Consider the following 20,469-nt stretch of genomic DNA (forward strand, 5'->3'; position numbering starts at 1 on the left):
CAGCATTCGACATTAGGTTACCGCTCTCCCGTTCAATATCTGGAAGACTGGATGAAGAAACAAAATCAAGAGAATCTCGCTGCATGACATTCACCTGATGGTGAACTAATTATCGAGGGAAGCTCAGTTTGCTCCTTTTGTGCGGCCTTTTTGGTTTGCAATTGTCCCACTTTTTCTGGCTTTATTTAGATCAAAACTGGATTTCTACGATGGGGTATGAAATTCTTTTATTCCTAATTGCACCGTCTTTTTTTCTATTTAGTCGTCAGATTTTGGTCATGGAGGAAGATCAACGATTGGAACTGACCATTCTGGGGCATGGTGTGCCTATATTGATCGCTCCACTACTTCCTACCGCTTGGGCAATGCCTATCGCATTTCTTGTTGGTTCGGCATATTTGATTTGGTTGGCATATAGCATCTATACGTTACGCGCTGAAAAGGAATCCTTTCGGGTGGAAATGGCATTGCTAGGAGGTATTTTTGTCATTGCCATAGCAGTCACTGTCCTTGGATTTTTCCAAACCTCATTACCTGGAAAGTTATTTTTTTGCATATACTCCATCGCTATTGGAATGGCATTTTTGTTGGTTCAGATTTCGTTGGCGTTAAGGCCTAATCTATCCAAGGAGGTAATTGAAACTGTTCAGGCTTCGTATGTGCATTCGACGCTGAGTAACGTAGATTGTGATTCCGCATTATCAAGTCTTGAAGCATTGATGGAGACCGACAAAATTTATGCAGATGCTGAGTTGGGTTTGGCCGACGTCGCAAAACTTCTGGGACTGAGCGCGCATCAAACATCTGAACTGATTAATTCTAGAATCGGAAAAAGTTTTTCGCGCTATTTGCGCGAACAGCGTATTCGAGCAGCCAAAGTCTTGTTGATGAATGAACCTTCCGCCTCCGTTTTATCCGTTGGACTTAATGTGGGGTTTTCAAGTCAGTCCAATTTTTACGAGGCATTCCGTGAAGTAGAGGGAATGCCACCAGGGCAGTATCGAAAGTTAAACTCAAGGCGCCTACCGGGCGAAAACTGATCAATTAGTCGATTTCAGTTCCGAAATGATGATTTTGGAATTGAAATCTATTCCTTTTCGATCTAAGTGGAAGAATTTGATGTCATTTTCCACAAAAATCGAGGCTCCTATCACCAGCTTGGAGCCTAACATGAATCCATCTCTGTTGTTGCCTTTTGAGCTATTCATTAGCGTTTCATTAAGTATTGTGGTTTTGAGTATTCTTTCAAATCCGCTGATAACTCTATTAAAGCGACTCAGCCTGTTTATTGAAGTGCCTGCAGATGCCGAGGAGAAATCCTCATGAATGTCTTATTGACTGGTGCCACAGGATTCCTTGGTCGTCATATTGCGGCAGCCTTGGTGGAGGGCGGGCATGAAGTGACGCCCGCGTCGCGTCGACATGGTGTCGATTTTACGAAAATGATTGAGTCAGCCAACTGGATTCCTCATCTTGAAAAAATTGATGCTGTTATAAATTGTGTAGGCATTATCGGCGAAGTTGGTACGCAGCGTTTTGAAGTAATACACGCGCAAGCCCCAATTGCTTTGTTTGATGCATGTGCACAAGCTGGTATTCGGCGTGTCATTCAAATTTCCGCAATAGGAACAGAGTCGGCTGCCTTTTCGAAATACCATCAAAGCAAACTGATTGCGGATAATTGGCTGCGTAGTCTGGACCTTGATTGGATCATTTTACGACCAGCACTCATCTATGGTGCTGATGGAGTTAGTACCAATGTGCTGATGCGTCTCGCCAGATTGCCGCTCATTCCGATTGTTGGTGATGGCAAACAAGTTTTACAACCAATGTATGTTGACGATGTTGCTACTGCAGTCGTGAGGTCGTTGAGTTTTGAGGAAGTGAAAAAAACGATTGACCTCGTTGGCAGCGAGAATATTTCTTATGCAGATTGGATGCAAATATTGCGTCAGGCACAGGGGTTGAAAAAGGGACTTTTACTTCGCATCCCATACCGGTTGGCAGTACAGATTTTACGTCTTGGTTGCCACATCAGTCCTGTGCTGCATCCAGATAACCTTCGCATGCTCAGAGCAGGCTATTTGTCTGACGTTGTGCAGACAATGGACGTTCTTGGGTGCTCGCCAAGACGGGTCGAAAACGGTTTGTTTTTCTCGGATACTCAAAAGAGGAGGGCGGCATCATGACGTATAACTTCATAAAAGTGATGCACATCCTTAGCATGGTCCTGCTATTTGGCACCGGATTGGGTAGCGCATTTTATAAATGGATGGCTGATCGCAGTGGGGTTGTCGCTCATATTGCCGTTACCAATCGTCATGTTGTATTGGCTGATTGGATATTCACGACCCCGACGATCACCTTTCAACCCATCAGCGGCTTAATCATGTTGCATATGTTAGGTTTGCCAGCAACGACGCCTTGGATTCGAGCTAGCTTAGCGTTGTATGGACTCGCTGGCGTTTGTTGGTTACCTGTTGTGTGGTTGCAAATTCAGATGCAAAAGATGTCAGCGATTGCCTCAGAGAATAGGACTGAATTGCCATTGGTTTATTGGCGCATGGCGCGATACTGGTTTTGGTTGGGTGTACCCGCCTTCTTATCAATGATATTGGTAGTTGCATTGATGGTCCTTAAGCATTCTCTTGGGGGTGAGTCATGAAAAGTTTGGTGCAGCAGGCCTTGGGAGAGGGGTGGTATGAATTGCCTCCCGCATTGCAAGCACATTATCGTTCTGGAGATGTAACAGAGGAGGGGTATATGGATATTGAATACCCATCGTTTATGCAATGGTATCTCAATGTTTTACGACTATTTGGCGCGCTCGTGAATCGTCGTGGTAGAGGTGCGGTGACTTTGGTTGAGCGGAGTCAAAATCATGGACAACAACACTGGAAGAGAACGATTCGGTATCCAAGCGGGGAGGTGGCTTATTTTAATAGTCTCCTCATCTCGGCAGGTGGCGATCAATTGATTGAATTCGTTAACCCGTTTCTCGGTTTGCAAATGTCCGTCGTTGCTCATGACGGTATGGTTCAATATTCGGGAGTGAGATTTGTGTTTAAAATCGGGAGGATTGTTATTCCTATTCCTGAGTGGCTAGTTCTTGGTCATACCAGCATAAAAGAATCGGCATTAGATGAGACTCACTACGCAATGGATTTTCGCTTAACCCACCCGTTATTTGGTCAAGTTTTTCGTTATTCGGGTGTGTTTAAAGTCGAACTTTAAATGCTAAAAGTTGATAGCTCGCTTTGTGGTCTCGTGAGGGGAACTCATAAAGAATAACGCATTCAGAATACGCCTCATCCTATTCATTCATCATCGCGCACTCGTCAAAATGAACGTAATTGTTTATTTGTATTGTGCAATTGTGACATCAGCCATTCTTTATATTGATGTTATTTAGGCATGGTGAGCAGTGGGAGTCACCTACCCAAACTCATGGCAATCTTGCCTGAATAAAGTATTTGCGGCTGGGGGCTTCACTTTCGGGTGGGGGTTTGCTATAATTTTGTTCTTCGCGGCTGTAGCTCAGCTGGATAGAGTACTTGGCTACGAACCAAGGGGTCGTGGGTTCGATTCCTGCCAGCCGCACCAGATTCAAGGGACTAGATGAAAATCTAGTCCCTTTTTTCTTTTTTGGATTGATTTTGTCTTGATGCGCATTGTGGTAATCGGCGTGGGTGGCATCGAGAGAGCGTTACACTTCGTAAATGTTGATGTTACTGCGAGCTTGAATGAGCCGATAGGGGCAATGCAGTCGCTCACCACCGTCCGATCAATGGAGTGATCCGTGGGGTGAGTCGCAAGAGGAGTGAAGACTGGGTGAGTTATTCGGCAAGAATGAGGCGGCGAAGGCTCCATCCTTCTGGAGCGGCTTGATTCAGGGCGCTGGGCTTAATGGGGCCATTCTTGATGCTGTCGTCGAGCGAGTTGATCAGACGATGAAGTTGTGCGGTGTCCGGCAACATTGTCCCTAAAAATGCGACTTGATCCTGGTGTTGGATGAGTATTGTTGGGAAATTTTCAATATCAATATCTTCGACCAAATGCGCGCAGTCTTCAATATCAATCCAAGTGAAGCATTTATCAGGATGTTGTGCTGCGAGTTGATTAAATGCGGTCCGATACGCTGTACACGTGTCGCACCATGCGGCGCACAAGCAGGCGACCAGCCAATTTTTTTGATCGAGTTGAGTTTGTACCTGTTGAAGGTCATCAGTGTGAATGTATGCAGTCATCTTTCAATTTTAACCTATCCTTGGCATTGATAATTTCAGCCTTGTTGGTGTGTGAACACGGTAAAATACGACCATGACTACGATTTTAGCAATAGAAACCACGACAGAACTCGCTTCAGCCGCTTTGTTTGTTGAAGATCAGATGTTCGTCCGTGAATTATCCGGCGTGCAAACGCATTCTCAAGGAATCTTACCGGCGGTGCAAAGTCTGCTTGCTGAGGCGGGGCGCACATTAAGTGATTGTGATGCCATCGCCTTTGGTTGCGGACCAGGTGCGTTTACGGGAATTCGCACTGCGTGTGGCGTCGTTCAAGGTTTAGCTTATGGCGCAGGCCTCCAGGTTGTTCCTGTAGTGAGTCTGCAATCGATGGCCTTAGCGGCCGCTGAACAACATGCAATGACTGATTTTGTCTGCATTTTAGATGCCCGTATGAATGAAGTTTACTGGGCGCATTACCGTTTTTCAGGTGGCGATTGTGTTGAAATAAGTCCACCGGTATTGTCGCGCTTAGACGAAGTTGTTGTGTCGACACCATCAGACAAGGTGCAGATTGTCCTCGGGAATGGTTTGGCATTGCCGGAACAGTTGCAAGGATATGCGCATTGCCAATGCATGCCGCATGCGATACACGTCGCGAAAATTGGCTTGCATGGATTGCAAACGGGGCTTGTTGTTCCTCCGGAGGACGCGCAGCCTTTGTACTTGCGCAATAAAATTGCTTTAACTACTGCCGAGAGGACGTTGGCAAAAAGCGCGTCTTAAGCCTTACAAAGAATGATTGATGGACGATACCTGGTTTGTGGATGGATCAATCCTTCGTTGAGACGATGACACGGTATGTTGAAAGACAAAAAAATATGCATGAATTGGTAAGACTGGGTTTTGCAGATATTGATCAAATTTTGACGATCGAAGAAGCGGTGTATTCTCACCCTTGGTCTCGCGGAAATTTTTCAGACTCGCTGATGAATGGCTATGATGCATTTGGACTGCGAGATGCAGAGCAACAATTGATTTGTTATTTCTTAGTCATGCCAGTGATGGAAGAATTACATCTCCTGAATTTTGCAGTCCGTAAAGAGAGCCAGAAGCAAGGATATGCGAGTGCGATGTTGAAAATGATGCATGAGTATGCAAAAGAGCGCGGTTTCGTCTCGATCTTGCTGGAAGTGCGTCGCAGTAATTATCGCGCCATCGAAGTGTACCTTCAGGATGGATTTAGAGAAATTGGTCGTCGGAAGGCTTATTACCCTGCTGAGGGTGATACCCGTGAAGATGCGATCGTGATGCGGAGACTGATCGATGCACCCAATGAATGAAGTGAAGCAGTCGCTGGTCCGTGTTGCCATCCTCAATGAAATGGGGCTGGGACCGGTGTGGGCGCAGCGTTTCCCAGACGTGGAGGTGATTGAAAGCCAACCCACTCAGCCTCAAAAGCTAGCACCAGAATTGACCGGTGAACCTGATATTGCGCCGTCATCTAAGAGCGCTATTCATCATGAGGATGTGGTTCAAACGGACAGTATGCCCTCTCATGAGGTTGCCCCTATAGAGATCAGGGCAGATGTCCCATTGGTCTCGTCAATGGGTTGGGCGGAGCTGGAGGCGACCGTATCGGCTTGCCAAGCATGCGGTCTTTGCAAGGCACGGCAGAATACCGTATTTGGTGTTGGCGAACGTGCGGCGACATGGCTATTTGTTGGAGAAGGGCCGGGCTATCACGAGGATCTTCATGGCGAGCCATTTATCGGTGCTGCTGGTCAGTTGCTCGATAATATGTTGCTTGCGATGGGCGTCAAGCGGGGTGATCGTTCTTATATCGCCAACGTGGTCAAATGCAGGGCGGCAGACGAGGCCGGGAAAGATCGGCCGCCGTCCTCTGATGAGATTGCTGCTTGTCTTCCTTATTTGCAGCGTCAGATCGCGTTGATACAACCAAAAGTGATTGTTGCACTCGGAAAAACGGCTGCGATTGCATTGTCAGGTCTTGACCTCGACACGCCAGTGGCACAATTACGGGGCAAAGTTCACCAAGTTGGGGGTATCCCGATGGTGGCGACCTATCATCCTGCGTATCTGCTTCGTAAGCCTCTTGAGAAAAGTAAAGCCTGGCAGGACTTATGTTTGGCTCAGCGCGCCTTGGATGGTCGTCTCTAGTGAGCTTGTCTTCGCAAAAACAATTTCACGCTGACTGGGGGCATTTGCAGGATCGTCATGTCCGAGCGCTAGCGTGGTTGTTGACGTCACCGCACTTGCTCCAACCTCACGCGACAATGTGGCCTGGGACTGTCGTCACTCCATCACTTTCTTCCGCTGCAGAACTCCGATCTTTTTTGACGCAATTGGATCAGGATCCATCTCTTTTGCATGCCGCCCTTCAGCGTCATCCTACCAAGCGTTTAGGGTTGTACGCGGAACATTTGCTCGCTTACTTTTTCTCTGCTTTTTATGATGTGTACGCCCATGGATTGCAGGTTCATGACGAAAAGGCGAGGACAATTGGCGAATTTGATTTTTTACTTCGCAGTCAGGATGGATTGGCTCATTGGGAGTTAGCAACGAAGTTCTATCTGCTGTTTGATGATCCAATGAATCCGAGAGGGGCGCTGGATTTGTATGATTTTCTCGGTCCCAACTTGGCTGATACGCTGGGCGCGAAGATGCATAAAATCATCGGTCAGCAGTTACGTTTGAGTGCACATCCCAATGCGGTAAGCGCGCTAGATCATCCGGTAACGTCAGTGCAGGCGTTGGTGAAGGGGTGGCTTTTTTATCGTGATCCGACGATGTACGCAAACGATGCATTGGTGGAGGGAATCGCTAGAGACCACTGTCGCGGCTACATCTGGACAGAGAGTGAGATTCGCCAGATGGATGATTTTTCTGCAGTGATTCTCGATCGATTGATGTGGCTGGCACCAGCACGTGTCGCACTTAATGATGTGAGAGGCAAGCAGGCAACCTTAGCGCAGATCGACGTCCTGTTTGGCGCGATCCATTCCCCAGTGATGCTGGCATTATTGGATGTTGATGGGGAATATGCCACAGAGGTTGTCCGTGGCATGGTTGTTCCCGATGACTGGTGGAGTCAGGCTGCGATGGCAAGAGGGCGTTTAAAGCCCGCCTAGTCTATTTAAACTGCCAGCCTCAGTGTTTGTGTTCACCAATCAACGCCAACGAATCATGTTCGCGTTGATTGGCTTGATGCTTCTTCATCACGACAAACATCGTGCTCATCACAAACCCACCAAATAATACAATCACTACTTGAATATTCAAATTCAGAGACACCATCAATGCATAAACCGTCAGCATGGTCAGTACGGATAAGTTCTCATTGAAATTTTGCACGGCGATTGAATGCCCCGCACTCATTAACACGTGTCCACGATGTTGTAACAACGCATTCATTGGCACAACGAAAAAGCCCGACAAGGCACCCACCAAGATGAGTAATGGATAAGCAATTTCTTTGCTGTGAACAAAAATCATTGTGATAACAACAGCACCCATCGCAACACCCAATGGCATGACGGACAGCGATTTTTTGAGTGGAATGAATTTAGCAGCGGCACAAGCACCGATGGCAACACCAACGGCGACGATACCCTGCAATATCGCAGCCTGATTCAGAGGCATATGAAGAGAGGCTTCCGCCCACTTGAGGACGATGAATTGTAGCGTCGCCCCAGCACCCCAGAATAACGTCGTGACAGCGAGAGAAATCTGCCCTAACTTGTCTTCCCACAAAGTCATAAAACAACGAGAAAAATCAATAACTAACTGAACGGGTTGGTGCTTTTGATGTGCGTATCGGGCGCCTGTATCGGGGATTCTGAGATTAAATATCGCCGCCATCGCATATAAGCCGGTAATGACGGTGAGGGCTGCTTCTGTCGTTGTCTGAATTGGTAAGTGAATGACGGACGATTGAATTTGCAACAGACTTTGCGCAATATGCGGTGTGACAAGGGCACCTCCAAGAACCGTGCCTAGGATAATCGATGTCACCGTCAAGCCTTCAATCCATCCGTTAGCAGCAACAAGGTGCTCAGGGGGGAGAAGTTCAGTCAAAATGCCATATTTCGCCGGGGAGTACGCCGCGGCACCAAAACCAACTACGGCGTACGCAATGAGCGGATGCACATTCACAAACATGAGTGCACAACCCGCCACTTTAATCATGTTAGTAATAAACATGACTCGACCTTTGGGGAGGGAATCGGCAAATGCTCCGACGAATGCTGCTAACAGCACATAGGACAATACAAAAAATAATTTCAGGAGCGGAGTCATCCAGCCCGGTGAATTCATTGATGCAAGTAAGGCCATCGAAGTGATGAGCAATGCGTTGTCGGCCAGCGATGAAAAAAACTGTGCCGCCATAATCGTATAGAAACCGCGTTTCATGCTGATGATTTGCCTAATACAAAGTGTTATCGGTCAGCTTTATACCATGAAATTTCGCAATTACATTCGAATTAACGCAAGCTTCTGTATGAATACTGGGTAAAATAACAGTGTTTACTTGGTTTTCTGGAAAAATATGGCGAAAGCAAAAACAAATTACACCTGCACCGAATGTGGCGGCATCGTCAATAAGTGGGCGGGTCAGTGTCCTTCGTGTGGGCAGTGGAATACGCTGGTCGAGACGATCGTTGAGGCGGCAGGTAACCGTTTTTCTGGAAAGCATCAAAGTTTGGCGCAAACGGCGCCTGTGCTGAATTTATCGGATATCGAGGCGTCGGATGTGCCACGTTTTGGAACGGGCATCGAAGAGTTTGATCGCGTTTTGGGAGGCGGTCTCGTGCCGGGTGGTGTTGTTCTGATTGGTGGTGATCCGGGTATTGGTAAGTCCACTTTGTTATTGCAGGCACTATCGAATCTGGCCAAGGTCAAGAAAGTGCTTTACGTCAGTGGCGAAGAGTCCGGTGCCCAAATTGCGTTGCGCGCCAATCGGCTTGGACTCGATACCAAAGGGTTGGCTCTGCAGGCAGAAATTCAATTAGAAAAAATCCTCAATACCTTGTCGGAACATAAGCCGCAGGTAGTGGTGATTGACTCGATTCAGACCTTATACTCTGACGCCTTGAGTTCCGCCCCCGGTTCCGTCGCGCAGGTTCGTGAATGTGCTGCCCAACTTACGCGGGTTGCAAAGACCATGGATGTCACGATGATCTTGGTGGGGCATGTGACCAAAGAGGGGGCATTGGCAGGACCGCGCGTTCTTGAACATATCGTGGATACGGTGCTCTATTTTGAAGGTGACACCCACTCCAGTTTTAGGCTGGTGCGTGCGATCAAAAACCGTTTTGGTGCCGTCAATGAGCTTGGTGTATTTGCGATGGGCGAGCGAGGTCTGAGGGGTGTATCTAATCCATCGGCACTCTTTTTATCTCAGCATGACGCGCAGGTCGCAGGATCTTGTGTGATGGTGACGCAAGAAGGAACACGGCCATTGTTGGTGGAGATTCAAGCGTTGGTCGATAGTTCTCATGCGCCGAATGCTCGACGCTTATCGGTGGGCTTGGAGCAAAACCGACTTGCGATGTTGCTTGCTGTGTTGCACCGCCATGCGGGCGTTGCTGCGTTCGATCAAGATGTGTTCATTAATGCCGTGGGCGGCGTCAAAATTGCGGAACCAGCGGCAGATTTGGCTGTGTTATTGGCGATCAATTCGTCGATGCGTAATAAGCCGCTCCCGCGTAGCCTAGTGGTGTTTGGTGAAGTTGGTCTTGCTGGAGAGATTCGTCCCGCACCAAGAGGCCAAGAACGGTTAAAAGAAGCAGCAAAGCTTGGCTTTAAGATTGCCATGATTCCAAAGGCGAACGCCCCAAAACAGAAAATCGAAGGGCTAACGATTATTGCTGTTGATCGCATTGATGAGGCGATGAGTAAGATTCGTGATGTTGACGATGTAGCATAGCAAAAACTGGGGTTGCGACTTCACCTATGTCTAGGCAAGGAGATCCGCAGCCGCTATGCCGCTTCGAACAGCCGCCTCTAAGGTCGCAGGGTATTCGCCTGCTGTGTAATCACCAGCCAAAACCAGATTGGCCTCAGACGTTGCATTGGATGGTCTTTGCAGCTTCGGAGTGCAGCGGAAAGTGGCTCTTTTTTCGGTAATAATTTGATGCCACAGCGGTACTTTGAGCGCCGGGTTTTCCAGACTGTGCGCCAGTTGACTTGTTATTGCTTGTACAAGCGCTTCCTGTTGCAGTCCAATGCTTTCATTGGGTGCGCTAATGACAACCGCCAGCAGTCCCGCTTGGTCGGAGTGTAAATAGCCGCGGTCAAACACAAATTGCCCCCAATGCTGCTTAGCTGCATCTTCAAGAAGTGCAAACATTGGCCGATCAAGGCGCAGGGTGTCCGGGTATTGCAGATAGCACGTCGTAATGGCTTCAAATTCAAAGGATGGCAGGGACGTGTTGGTCGGAGTACTTTGCAGTAGGCGCTTTGCATTGCTCGCATCTGTTGCGATGATGATTCCGTCGTAGGCGGTTGCGTTTGTTTGTGAAAGATCACTTTGCGCTAATGCTAGTTGCCATTTTCCTGGCTGTACGGAATTGCGTTGGATCTGAGTCACCGCAGCGCCTAACGCGACTTGCCCCCCGTGATTCTGAATAAATGTCGTCGCTTTTTCTGGGAAAAGCGCAGATAAGTTGTACTTCGGAACTAGCATGTCAGACGCGGCTCTGTTAGCGCCAAGGCTGTCACGCAACACGTTGAGGAACACTTGCGCTGAGGCATGCTGTGGGGGCGTGTTGAGTGCGGCAATACACAAGGGATTCCACATCAGTTCGCACAAGCGCGGCGTTTGATCAAACCGTTGTAAAAGCTCGGTTACGCTACAGTCTTCGTACAACGTCCAGTCCATCCAGCGCGCAGTGGAGGAAAATCGTGCTAGTGATAATTTGTCTGCGTTGCGCAAGCCTTTGGCGCGTAGGAGCGCTATCGCGAGATGGAGCGGCGCTGGAATGAGTTTGGAGACTGGGGCTGAAAACGCCATGCCATCAATACCGGGTGGGTACACCATCTGCAAAGGTACGCGCAGAAACGCGTTATCGATGTCGATGCCCACCGTTCGCATCATGCTCAAACTATCGCGGTAGGCCCCTAGCAGAATATGTTGACCATTATCGACGTTAAGTCCTTGCACCGCCACGCGCCGTGCGCGTCCGCCCGCAGTTCGACTTGATTCAAACAGGCTAACTTTGTGTCCTCGTTTGACTAAGCGAACGGCGGCGGCAAAGCCGGCCCAACCCCCACCAACGATGGCGATATGTTTTTGCGTTAATTTAGCCACGTACGTAGGTTTTCCAGGCGAGCCACAACTTCCGTATCGGTGTCAGTGAGATTCGCTGATTCAATACTTGGAACCGATCGCGCTGAATCTCAACAAGCAAGGTGCGATAAATCGATGCCATGATCAAGCTTGTTCGTTGTGCACGACGATCTTCTGGCGGGAGAAGGGCGAGCGCCTCGTCGTATAACTTTTGTGCTCGCTCATATTGGAATTGCATCAATGCTTCAAATTGCGGGCTGTGTCGCGCGTTTAAAATATCCGCCGCCGTCACTTTGAATTCTTGCAGTTCATTGACTGGGAGGTAGATACGTCCTTTGCGCGCATCCTCTCCGACATCACGGATGATGTTGGTCATTTGAAACGCAAGACCAAGCTTTTCTGCAAAAACACGGGTTTGCGGATTGGTGATGCCAAAAATACTTGCCGAGAGAATGCCAACGACTCCCGCGGCGTGCCAGCAATATTTTTGTAATGCGGGAAAGTCTAAGTACCGCGTTTGGTTTAAATCCATTTCCATCCCGTCGATGATGGCGACTAAGTGTTCCCCCTGGAGGGCGTAGGTCGCCATATGCGGCAATAAGGCCTTTGTGACCGGATGGGTGGGAGCGTTATCCAACATGGCTTGCACTTCTTTGCGCCACCAAATCAGTTTCGTTCTGGCGAGCATATCATCGCTGCTCTCATCGACGGCATCATCGACCTCGCGGCAAAATGCGTACAGCGCGGTAATGGCCCGTCGTCTTTCCAAGGGTAAAAATAGAAAGCTATAATAAAAACTGGAACCACTTTGGGCCGCTTTTTGCTGGCAATATTCGTCAGGAGACATGCTTTTTTATGTAAGTAATCGGCACAAAGCCAAGTAAAGTCGTTATGCTAACAAACTTTGCGCATCTACGAAGCACTTGCAACAAGGAGTTTGCTGTAAGTATCGTAATGTAATCGGATCATAGAATTATGAATCCAAAATGCACTAGCTCGTATAATAGTGGGCGCATTATATTATTGCTCTCTTAAAAAATGAGCTTGCTTTTGGTACAAAACTCTCAATTTGGACAAATATCTTGAATAAATCGAAAATTGCTGGAATGTTAGGTGGTGTTGCAATTGTTCTCGCCGGTTGTGGCGGCTTTGTTTACACGACTGTCGGCGGCACCGTCACAGGTCTAGGTACAAGCGGCTTGAACGTGTTGATATTGCAGAACGAGGGAAATTACAAACAATCCCTGACCGCAGATGGTTCATTTTCATTTTCAGAGGCGAGTAATGCGCACTATGTGATTTCCGTCTATCAACAGCCAAGCTACGTCAATTGTAGCGTAGCGAATGGTACAGGAACGATGAATAGCTCATCGGGTGTTGCGAATGTCAACGTGACGTGCGTACCTAATGTACCGGTCGGTGGCAATCTGAGTGGCCTTGCGGATGGTGCGAAGCTGTACCTCATTGATAACATCACCAATGTTGCCGCAAATGTCAATGTGAATGCGGATAACACCACAGCAGGCGCATTGTCGAGCAACGGCGCTTTCGTGTTGCCGACATGGGTCGTTAGTGGATATAACTACAATGTTCAAGTCGCATTGCCACCAGCAGGTCAATATTGCACTGTTGTTAATGGCTCCGGTGTTGCCGATAACACGAATTTAGCAGGTGCACGAAATATTGGCGTGAATTGTACAGCGGCAGTACCTATCACTTTCACCGTAAGTGGCCTGACAGCAGGAAATACAGTCACCTTGACAAACACGTCAACCGCTCGCGTTGATCCTCTGACCGTTTCAACCATTGGTACATACAACTTCTCTTGGAGTTTATTGACAGGTATGCCTTACGCAGTAACAGTAACAACGCAGCCATCTAACCAGACTTGTACGGTTAAAAATGGGACGGGCGTCGCTAATTTGGCGAATCCGGCAGCATCTGCAAATATCCAAGTTAATTGCGTATAAGCTGATCGTCTAAGCTGATCTTTGATCAAAAAAAGGACAGGATGCCAATGGCACTCTGTCCTTTTTGTCTTTTTGTCTTTTTGTCTTTTTGGTCTATTCGTTTTTGTGGGTGTCGTCTTCGAGGTTAATTTAAAGTTCCTCTAGTTCACCTTTTTGATTAAAGTAGAAAATTCCCTCGTGCTTGAATCCCCATGTGCCACCTTTTAATCGAACAAATGGTTCGAAACTAAAAAAAGGAACATCAATTAATAACGCGTCATTCTCTGCTTCAATAAATTGTCGCTGATCTCGGTCAGTCGCGATGCTGTGTCCTACGTTGCCTCGGTAGTCCAAATTAACAAAACCACTTTGTCTGATTCTCATATTGGCCCAATCAAACAGATCGCCAAACGTCGTTTGTGGACGTACGAGTCGCAACATTTGTTTGTGCATTTGGTTCAGAAAACCAATGCCATTTTTAAATTCCAGGAGGCTTGGTGTTTTTGTGACTTTTCCATTCTCAATGGCGAATGAACGTGCGCAATCCCCCCAGCAATCGCCTTTGAGGGGGCTTAAATCAATCGTGACAAGATTGGAGATGCCAACGGGTTCGTCGCGCGGCTCATAGTTTTTTCCAGAAATAGAAACGCAGCTACGGGATCCTAAAAGAACGAGCGCGGGGCAATTGTAATACCAGGTTTCTGTGTATCCTTGCTCAGCCAGCAATAATTGCGCCTTCTCGGCAATCGTTCTTTCCGTGTCGTTGGCAGTAATGAGCTGTTCCAGCTGAGCGAGAACCGACTTTGCGGCATGTTGCACCACGCGATGTTGCTCGATGTCCAGTTCGGTTGGCATATGCTCACTGATGAATGATTTGATTTTTATTTGCCGCTGCCGGTGACGGCGCTGACCCCAGCTTTTGTGACATCGACTGCGGTACCGACGACGGCGCTACCGACGTGTACTGTTGTTGATACGGCGGCATCGGCAACCGCGAGCACTGTACACCCATTTAGCATTGGAAGGCACGCCAACAGTGGCAATAATTTTACGCAAATTCGCATCATGATTTCCTTGTTTGGTATGGTGTTCGGTCTACGGGTGTATCGGGGGTGAATGTCGAACGTTATCGCAAAACGTCGTCGCGCTTCGTTATAAAACGGGAAGTTAAGTTGCTTTGCATCGATGCGAAAGCTGACGATCGATATTATGCTTTAATTTGAAGCATACCGCATGAAAGTCGCAATGATTTTGGGTGATTGACGATATCGCTCGAATCGATGGGCTAGACGACCCTGCGCTCTCGGCCTCGTGTCATCACATTTGGCTTACATATGCAAGGCGCGCCACATAAGAAGTGCCCAATCCCATTTCTTTAAAACGGGACGTTGGTTAACGATGTCACCGTTGACCTGTTCAATTTTTTCGATAATTCTCAACCCGCCTTGAATGACTAAGCGCAATTCCCAATCCAGTCGAAGAGGCAGCTCTTTGTGCAGCGGAGCACCCGACAGCATCAGTTCTTTGGCGCGCTGGGTTTGGAAGCGCATCATTTGGGGCCACTGGTTGCTTGTGGTTAAGCTCTCTAAACTCTCTTGTTGGATCTGGAATGTTCTTAGATCTTCTTGAGGGAGATAAATCCGCTTCTTACTCCAATCGATAGCCACATCCTGCCAGAAGTTGATTAATTGCAGCGCTGTACATATCGCATCTGACTTACTCAAATTTTCTGCTGTCGCTTTGCCGTAGAGGCTGAGCATCAATCGACCCACCGGATTAGCTGATCGCCGGCAGTAATCAAGTAGCTCGCTATAGGTTTCATAGCGCATCGTCACCACATCTTGCTTAAACGCAGACAGCAAATCTTTGAAAGGCGTCACAGGCAACTGATGTTTCGCAATGGTCTTTGCCAGTGCCTGAAAAAGAGAGGAGGAGCTGGGTTTGTTTTTAAGAATTAAATCGAGCTCGTGATCATAGTTGTCCAATGCACTGAGGCGTTCCGGTGTGCTTGCATTGCCTTCGTCGGCGAAGTCGTCGGCGGTACGGGCGAAGATATAGATCGTTTTGACGGCGTCTCTTAGATGTGCAGGAAGTAAAAGTGATGCTACCGGGAAATTTTCGTAGTGCTCTACGGACATAATTTATTTTTAAAATTAAATGACTGAAAAGTCATTGGCAAAAAAAGAGGGCTTAACTATAATAACTAACCGATGAGTCATTTATTTGAAATTGCTGTAAAGTATTGTGCATCTCTCAGGTCTCGTCTGTCAAATTGCTAACACCCTTCGCCTCCATCGCCTGCATAGTAAAGGAAATATCCGTGTTTAACCCAAATTTTAAGAGCCTCGTAACGGCCAATTTGAATGAGTCACAGCGCTCAGTGATACCTAGATCAGTCAGTGCAGTTGCTTTATCGCTGGTGGTCGCGTTGACTGGTTGCTCAAAGCAGGCAGAAAAATCGGAGGACATCAGACCTGTGCGCGCCGTCGTTGTGAAAAATGGTACGACAGATACTGCCATTGAGTTGTCTGGCGAAGTGCGACCACGTATTGAATCGCATTTGGGTTTTCGGGTCGGCGGTAAAATCGTTAGCCGCAAAGTGGAGCTGGGTACGGTAGTGAAGCGTGGTCAGGTGCTCATGCAGCTCGATCCACAAGATTTGGCATTAGCGCAGGCGCAAGCAAAGGCAGGCCTGACCGCGGCTGAAAGTAATCGCGATTTGGCGATGGCGGAATTAAAGCGCTATCAAGAGCTCAGGGCGAAAAACTTTGTTGCCGCCACTGTTCTGGATGCAAAAGATGTTGCCTACAAAGCGGCACAGTCAAGCTATGAGCAGGCGCTCGCTGCATATAAAAATCAAAGTAATCAGGCTAGCTATGCAAATCTGGAGTCTGATGTCGATGGCGTCGTCACGAGTGTTGATGCAGAAGTAGGGCAGGTAGTTGCTGCAGGAGCACCGGTAATACGCGTTGCGCAGTCCGGTGACATGGATGTTGTTGTTGGTGTTCCGGAAAATAAAATTAATATGATTCGCCAAATGTCGGACATCAACGTGTCGCTGTGGGCGCAGCCTTCAAAAATCCTGTCCGCTAAATTACGCGAATTGTCTCCAATTGCAGATCCAGCCACGCGAACATATGCAGCGAAAGTCATTTTGCCTCCTGATGCGACGGATGTACGTCTGGGGATGACTGCGACCGTTACGTTCGTTGCTCGTAATCCCAATCAAGTGATCAAAGTCCCCATGACGGCTTTATTACAAAGCAAAGCAGGGACCTCAGTTTGGGTTGTCAATCAAGGTGTTGTCCATCAAGTGCCAGTGCAAATTGCTGGCGCAGCCGGTGAGGACGTGTTGATTGCAGGTGGCGTATCTAACGGGCAGACCATTGTGACCGCGGGGGTACATTTTCTCAAAGAAGGTCAGAGGGTCACCATTCTTGGAGCGGATCCGATTTCAGCAGACGCTGTTAAAGCAGTCGCACCTGGAGAATCTAAATGAGTAGCAAAAAATCCAGTGGGTTTAATTTATCAGAATGGGCGCTGAATCACATTCCGCTAACTCGCTATCTGATGGTCGCGCTACTTTTGGGTGGTATTTTTAGCTACGGTAATTTGGGTCAAGACGAGGATCCCCCTTTTACTTTCCGCGCCATGATTGTGAAGGCAATTTGGCCGGGCGCGACAGCACTGCAAATGGCGGACCAGGTTACCGATAAACTAGAGAAAAAATTACAAGAAACTCCTTATATCGACAAGATCCGAAGCTACTCAAAGCCCGGTGAAACCTTAATCACGTTAGAGTTGCGTGAGTCAACGCCTCCGAAAGAGGTTCAGCAGGCGTGGTATCAAGTACGAAAAAAGATTGGTGATATCAGTAGTACGTTGCCTCCGGGCGTGATCGGACCAATTTTCAATGATGAATTTGGTGATACCTACGGTTCGATCTTTGCTCTTTCTGGCGACGGTTTTACGTATGAGCAGGTCAAAGAGTACGCTGATTTCGTTCGTCAACAATTTTTGCGCATTCCGACGGTGTCGAAGGTTGAGTTATTTGGCGTGCAGAGCGAGAAAATTTATATCGAATTTTCGCAAAAAAAATTCTCCCAGTTAGGCGTTTCCTTTGATGCGATCGTCTCACAGATTAACTCTCAAAACGGAATCGAAGGAACGGGTAAGCTCACGACTTCGACGGCCGATTTGCAGGTCCGGGTGTCGGGTGCCTTGCTGACGGTGAAAGATCTTGAAAATTTGCAATTGCGTGCGAATGGAACCACGTTCCGACTCGGTGATTTTGCGACGATCACGCGTCAGTATCAAACTCCCCCGCAAGACAAAATGCGCTTTAATGGTAAAGAGGTTGTTGGTCTTGGTATTTCGATGGAGAAGGGCGGTAACATCGTCGAATTAGGCAAAAATCTGCAAGCAAGCATCGCGGTCATTAAGGCTAAACTGCCAGTGGGTATTCAACTGGAGCAGGTGACGAATCAGCCTGATGCGGTGAAGGCATCTGTTGGTGAGTTTATTCATACCCTCATTGAGGCGGTTGTCATCGTGTTGGCAGTGAGTTTTCTCGCATTGGGCTTGCACACGAAACCGTTTAGGCTCGATGTCTGGCCGGGCTTGGTTGTTGGATTAACGATTCCTCTGGTGTTGGCAATTACCTTCCTGTTTATGCGGATTTTTGACATCGATTTGCATAAGATTTCGCTTGGTGCATTGATCATTGCATTGGGATTGTTGGTGGATGATGCGATTATTGCCGTTGAAATGATGGTGCGAAAGATGGAGGAGGGGTTCTCGCGCTTCGATGCCGCGACCTTCGCTTATACATCGACGGCGATGCCGATGTTGACGGGGACATTAATTACCGCAGCGGGATTTTTACCGATTGGGTTGGCAAAATCTGCTGCTGGTGAATACACTTTTTCGATGTTCTCAGTCAATGCGCTGGCGCTACTCATTTCTTGGTTTGCGGCGGTACTGTTTACGCCGTACCTCGGATTTTTACTGTTAAAAGTAAAGCCGCATGCTGCCGGTGGTGAAGCGCATGAGTTGTTTGATACTCCGTTCTACAGTCGATTCAGGACGCTGGTTTCATGGTGTGTTGAGTGGCGCAAAACGACGATTGTCATTACCTTGGCTATTTTCGGTCTTGGTGTCTTTGGATTTAAATTCATTGAGCAACAATTTTTCCCAGACTCTAGTCGTCCAGAGTTGATGGTGGAGATGTGGTTGCCAGAAGGCTCATCGTTTAGCGCGACCGAAGTGCAAGCGAAAAAATTCGAGGCGTTTATCAAGAAACAGGACGGCGTAGAAAGCTACACGAGCTACGTTGGAAACGGCAGTCCAAGGTTTTATTTGCCGTTAGATCAGATTTTGCCGCAGACAAACGTAACGCAAATCGTGGTCTTGGCAAAAGACTTAAAAGCCAGAGAGGAATTGCGTTTAAAGATTGCGCATCAGTTTAAAGTGGATTTTCCAGAGGTGCGCGGTCGTGTGAAGCTGCTGCCTAATGGTCCGCCAGTGCCTTATCCTGTTCAGTTCCGCGTCACTGGGCTTGAGGTGAGTGGTGTGCGCGCTATTGCTGATCAAGTGAAGGCAGTGATGCGTGCTAATCCTAATACTGCTGGCGTGAACGATAACTGGAATGAATCAGTGAAAGTTGTTCGTATTGATCTCGATCAGGATAAGTTGCGTGCAATGGGCGTCACGTCGCAATCTGTGATGCGTGCTGCTAATACTATTTTGACTGGAACAACAGTAGGGCAGTTCCGTGATGGAAATAAACTGATTGATATGGTCGTGCGTCAGCCAATCGATGAACGTTCAACCATCGAAGCACTGAGTAACGCGAATATGCCGACGGCGAGCGGTAAGTCAGTGCCACTGTCACAACTGGCGACGATTAAGCTTGTTTGGGAGCCGGGTGTGGTTTGGCGCGAAGGTCGTGAGTGGGCAATTACGGTGCAGTCAGATGTTGTTGATGGTATTCAAGGTCCAACTGTATCCAGTCAAATTATGCCTAAGCTTGCACCGATTATCGCTGCACTGCCGCCTGGATATAAGGTTGTATTGGCTGGCGCTGCTGCTGATAGTGGTAAGGCGCAGGACTCTATTGCTGCCAATGTACCGTTGGTGATATTTATTATTTTCACCTTGTTAATGTTGCAGTTGCATAGTTTCTCGCGCGCCTTGCTGGTTTTCTTGACGGGACCTTTGGGTGTTGCTGGCGCAGCAATGGCATTACTGATTCTGCAAAGGCCATTTGGTTTTGTGGCGCAGCTAGGTGTGATTGCGCTGTTTGGTATGATTATCCGTAATTCTGTGATCCTCATTGATCAAATTGAGCATGATATCGGTGCAGGGGTTGATCCATGGACTGCCGTAGTTGAATCGGCTGTTCGCCGCTTCCGTCCGATTATTCTCACGGCAGCAGCAGCGGTATTGGCCATGATTCCATTGTCTCGCTCGGTATTCTGGGGGCCAATGGCTGTTGCGATTATGGGTGGTTTGATCATTGCGACTGGGTTGACGTTGTTATTCTTGCCTGCCTTATATGCAACATGGTTTAAAGTGCGAAGGTCAGACAGTGAGGGCGCTCCGTCTGTGACCATGTAACTTGATCAAGTGACCTCGCTGTTATTGGCAATGACGGCGAGATCGTTTTTCTTTATTTTTTCAATAAAATCCGGCGAAGACGCTCTAATTGAAAAAAAATAGAGCTATTTTCTAAAAGAATAAAAAAAATAAGGCATACTGATTCAAAATCCAGTAGAATATCGGGCTGGAGTTGTAATGCCACATACGTAAGTTTCGGGCGACGATAGATGTTCGGGTCGCCCTTTGCTTTTGTAACGGTCGTGTCGGATGTGTTCCGGTATGTACTTACTCATCCCGCGAGGATGGCGAAATTGGTAGACGCACCAGGTTTAGGTCCTGACGCCAGCAATGGTGTGGGGGTTCGAGTCCCCCTCCTCGCACCAC

20 protein-coding genes and 2 tRNA genes are annotated in these 20,469 nt (G+C 47.9%); 15 read left to right on the top strand and 7 right to left on the bottom strand.

Annotated features, from left to right (window positions below; genetic code table 11):
- Nucleotides 1–161 precede the first annotated feature (161 nt).
- The 6 genes from ACO0K2_RS07930 to ACO0K2_RS07955 all read left to right on the top strand — a co-directional run bounded on the left by ACO0K2_RS07930 (nt 162) and on the right by ACO0K2_RS07955 (nt 3,603).
- Nucleotides 162–1,040 carry a helix-turn-helix domain-containing protein gene (locus ACO0K2_RS07930; RefSeq protein WP_423017503.1) on the top strand — a complete coding sequence of 293 codons (879 nt, stop codon included), beginning with the start codon at nt 162–164 and terminating at the stop codon, nt 1,038–1,040.
- A 130-nt stretch (nt 1,041–1,170) separates the two neighbouring features.
- Complete coding sequence (locus ACO0K2_RS07935) at nt 1,171–1,326, top strand: hypothetical protein (RefSeq protein WP_423017505.1); 156 nt, start codon at nt 1,171–1,173, stop codon at nt 1,324–1,326.
- Nucleotides 1,323–2,189, top strand: coding sequence for an NAD-dependent epimerase/dehydratase family protein (locus ACO0K2_RS07940; protein WP_423017507.1), 867 nt, complete (start codon nt 1,323–1,325; stop codon nt 2,187–2,189). Before ACO0K2_RS07935 ends, ACO0K2_RS07940 begins: the two co-directional genes overlap by 4 nt.
- Complete coding sequence (locus ACO0K2_RS07945; RefSeq protein ID WP_423017509.1) at nt 2,186–2,665, top strand: DUF2269 family protein; 480 nt, start codon at nt 2,186–2,188, stop codon at nt 2,663–2,665. Before ACO0K2_RS07940 ends, ACO0K2_RS07945 begins: the two co-directional genes overlap by 4 nt.
- Nucleotides 2,662–3,234, top strand: coding sequence for a DUF4166 domain-containing protein (locus tag ACO0K2_RS07950; protein WP_423017511.1), 573 nt, complete (start codon nt 2,662–2,664; stop codon nt 3,232–3,234). The genes ACO0K2_RS07945 and ACO0K2_RS07950 overlap by 4 nt, the downstream gene beginning before the upstream one ends.
- Before the next feature lie 292 nt (nt 3,235–3,526).
- Nucleotides 3,527–3,603, top strand: a tRNA-Arg gene (locus ACO0K2_RS07955).
- 233 nt (nt 3,604–3,836) lie between these two features.
- On the opposite strand, the gene ACO0K2_RS07960 is transcribed toward ACO0K2_RS07955, so the two are convergent.
- Nucleotides 3,837–4,247, bottom strand: a complete 411-nt coding sequence (locus ACO0K2_RS07960) for a thioredoxin family protein (RefSeq protein ID WP_423017513.1) — start codon at nt 4,245–4,247, stop codon at nt 3,837–3,839.
- Between the two features lie 73 nt (nt 4,248–4,320).
- On the opposite strand from ACO0K2_RS07960, the gene tsaB reads away from it, so the two are divergent.
- Genes tsaB through ACO0K2_RS07980 form a run of 4 tightly spaced genes read left to right on the top strand, consistent with a single transcriptional unit; the run spans nt 4,321 to nt 7,376 of the window.
- Nucleotides 4,321–5,010: a tRNA (adenosine(37)-N6)-threonylcarbamoyltransferase complex dimerization subunit type 1 TsaB gene (tsaB, locus tag ACO0K2_RS07965; protein WP_423017515.1), complete on the top strand. Its 690-nt coding sequence runs from the start codon at nt 4,321–4,323 to the stop codon at nt 5,008–5,010.
- 41 nt (nt 5,011–5,051) lie between these two features.
- On the top strand, nt 5,052–5,567 hold the full coding sequence (gene rimI / locus ACO0K2_RS07970) for a ribosomal protein S18-alanine N-acetyltransferase (protein WP_423017517.1): 516 nt from the start codon (nt 5,052–5,054) through the stop codon (nt 5,565–5,567).
- A complete protein-coding gene (locus tag ACO0K2_RS07975; RefSeq protein WP_423017519.1) occupies nt 5,551–6,405 on the top strand; it encodes a uracil-DNA glycosylase in 855 nt (284 codons plus the stop codon). Before rimI ends, ACO0K2_RS07975 begins: the two co-directional genes overlap by 17 nt.
- A complete protein-coding gene (locus ACO0K2_RS07980; RefSeq protein WP_423017521.1) occupies nt 6,369–7,376 on the top strand; it encodes a DUF1853 family protein in 1,008 nt (335 codons plus the stop codon). Before ACO0K2_RS07975 ends, ACO0K2_RS07980 begins: the two co-directional genes overlap by 37 nt.
- 19 nt (nt 7,377–7,395) lie before the next feature.
- Here ACO0K2_RS07980 and lplT read toward each other — a convergent pair whose 3' ends face one another.
- Nucleotides 7,396–8,658 (bottom strand): lysophospholipid transporter LplT, encoded by a 1,263-nt coding sequence (gene lplT / locus ACO0K2_RS07985; protein WP_423017523.1) that lies wholly within the window; start codon nt 8,656–8,658, stop codon nt 7,396–7,398.
- Between the two features lie 136 nt (nt 8,659–8,794).
- Here lplT and radA point away from each other — a divergent pair, with 136 nt between their 5' ends.
- Nucleotides 8,795–10,174, top strand: a complete 1,380-nt coding sequence (gene radA, locus ACO0K2_RS07990) for a DNA repair protein RadA (RefSeq protein ID WP_423017525.1) — start codon at nt 8,795–8,797, stop codon at nt 10,172–10,174.
- A 30-nt stretch (nt 10,175–10,204) separates the two neighbouring features.
- On the opposite strand, the gene hpnE is transcribed toward radA, so the two are convergent.
- Nucleotides 10,205–11,557: a hydroxysqualene dehydroxylase HpnE gene (hpnE, locus tag ACO0K2_RS07995; RefSeq protein WP_423017527.1), complete on the bottom strand. Its 1,353-nt coding sequence runs from the start codon at nt 11,555–11,557 to the stop codon at nt 10,205–10,207.
- Complete coding sequence (gene hpnD / locus ACO0K2_RS08000) at nt 11,550–12,383, bottom strand: presqualene diphosphate synthase HpnD (RefSeq protein ID WP_423017529.1); 834 nt, start codon at nt 12,381–12,383, stop codon at nt 11,550–11,552. The genes hpnE and hpnD overlap by 8 nt, the downstream gene beginning before the upstream one ends.
- Nucleotides 12,384–12,618: 235 nt before the next feature.
- Here hpnD and ACO0K2_RS08005 point away from each other — a divergent pair, with 235 nt between their 5' ends.
- Entirely contained in the window at nt 12,619–13,506 is an 888-nt protein-coding gene (locus ACO0K2_RS08005; RefSeq protein ID WP_423017531.1) for a hypothetical protein, read from the top strand.
- Nucleotides 13,507–13,635: 129 nt separating this feature from the next.
- Here ACO0K2_RS08005 and ACO0K2_RS08010 read toward each other — a convergent pair whose 3' ends face one another.
- The 3 genes from ACO0K2_RS08010 to hpnC all read right to left on the bottom strand — a co-directional run bounded on the left by ACO0K2_RS08010 (nt 13,636) and on the right by hpnC (nt 15,623).
- Nucleotides 13,636–14,340: a M24 family metallopeptidase gene (locus ACO0K2_RS08010; RefSeq protein ID WP_423017533.1), complete on the bottom strand. Its 705-nt coding sequence runs from the start codon at nt 14,338–14,340 to the stop codon at nt 13,636–13,638.
- A gap of 26 nt (nt 14,341–14,366) precedes the next feature.
- A complete protein-coding gene (locus ACO0K2_RS08015) occupies nt 14,367–14,552 on the bottom strand; it encodes a hypothetical protein (RefSeq protein WP_423017535.1) in 186 nt (61 codons plus the stop codon).
- Between the two features lie 261 nt (nt 14,553–14,813).
- Nucleotides 14,814–15,623: a squalene synthase HpnC gene (gene hpnC, locus ACO0K2_RS08020; protein ID WP_423017537.1), complete on the bottom strand. Its 810-nt coding sequence runs from the start codon at nt 15,621–15,623 to the stop codon at nt 14,814–14,816.
- Between the two features lie 182 nt (nt 15,624–15,805).
- Here hpnC and ACO0K2_RS08025 point away from each other — a divergent pair, with 182 nt between their 5' ends.
- The 3 genes from ACO0K2_RS08025 (at nt 15,806) to ACO0K2_RS08035 (ending at nt 20,468) form a co-directional block, all read left to right on the top strand.
- The gene (locus tag ACO0K2_RS08025) at nt 15,806–16,984 is read left to right on the top strand and encodes an efflux RND transporter periplasmic adaptor subunit (protein ID WP_423017539.1); all 1,179 of its coding nucleotides are present in this window, start codon (nt 15,806–15,808) and stop codon (nt 16,982–16,984) included.
- A complete protein-coding gene (locus ACO0K2_RS08030) occupies nt 16,981–20,103 on the top strand; it encodes an efflux RND transporter permease subunit (RefSeq protein ID WP_423017541.1) in 3,123 nt (1,040 codons plus the stop codon). The genes ACO0K2_RS08025 and ACO0K2_RS08030 overlap by 4 nt, the downstream gene beginning before the upstream one ends.
- A gap of 278 nt (nt 20,104–20,381) precedes the next feature.
- Nucleotides 20,382–20,468 (top strand) — tRNA-Leu (locus ACO0K2_RS08035).
- The last annotated feature ends 1 nt before the right edge of the window (nt 20,469 follow it).

It is taken from the genome of Undibacterium sp. MH2W, from assembly GCF_049340215.1.
Lineage (GTDB): Bacteria > Pseudomonadota > Gammaproteobacteria > Burkholderiales > Burkholderiaceae_D > Undibacterium.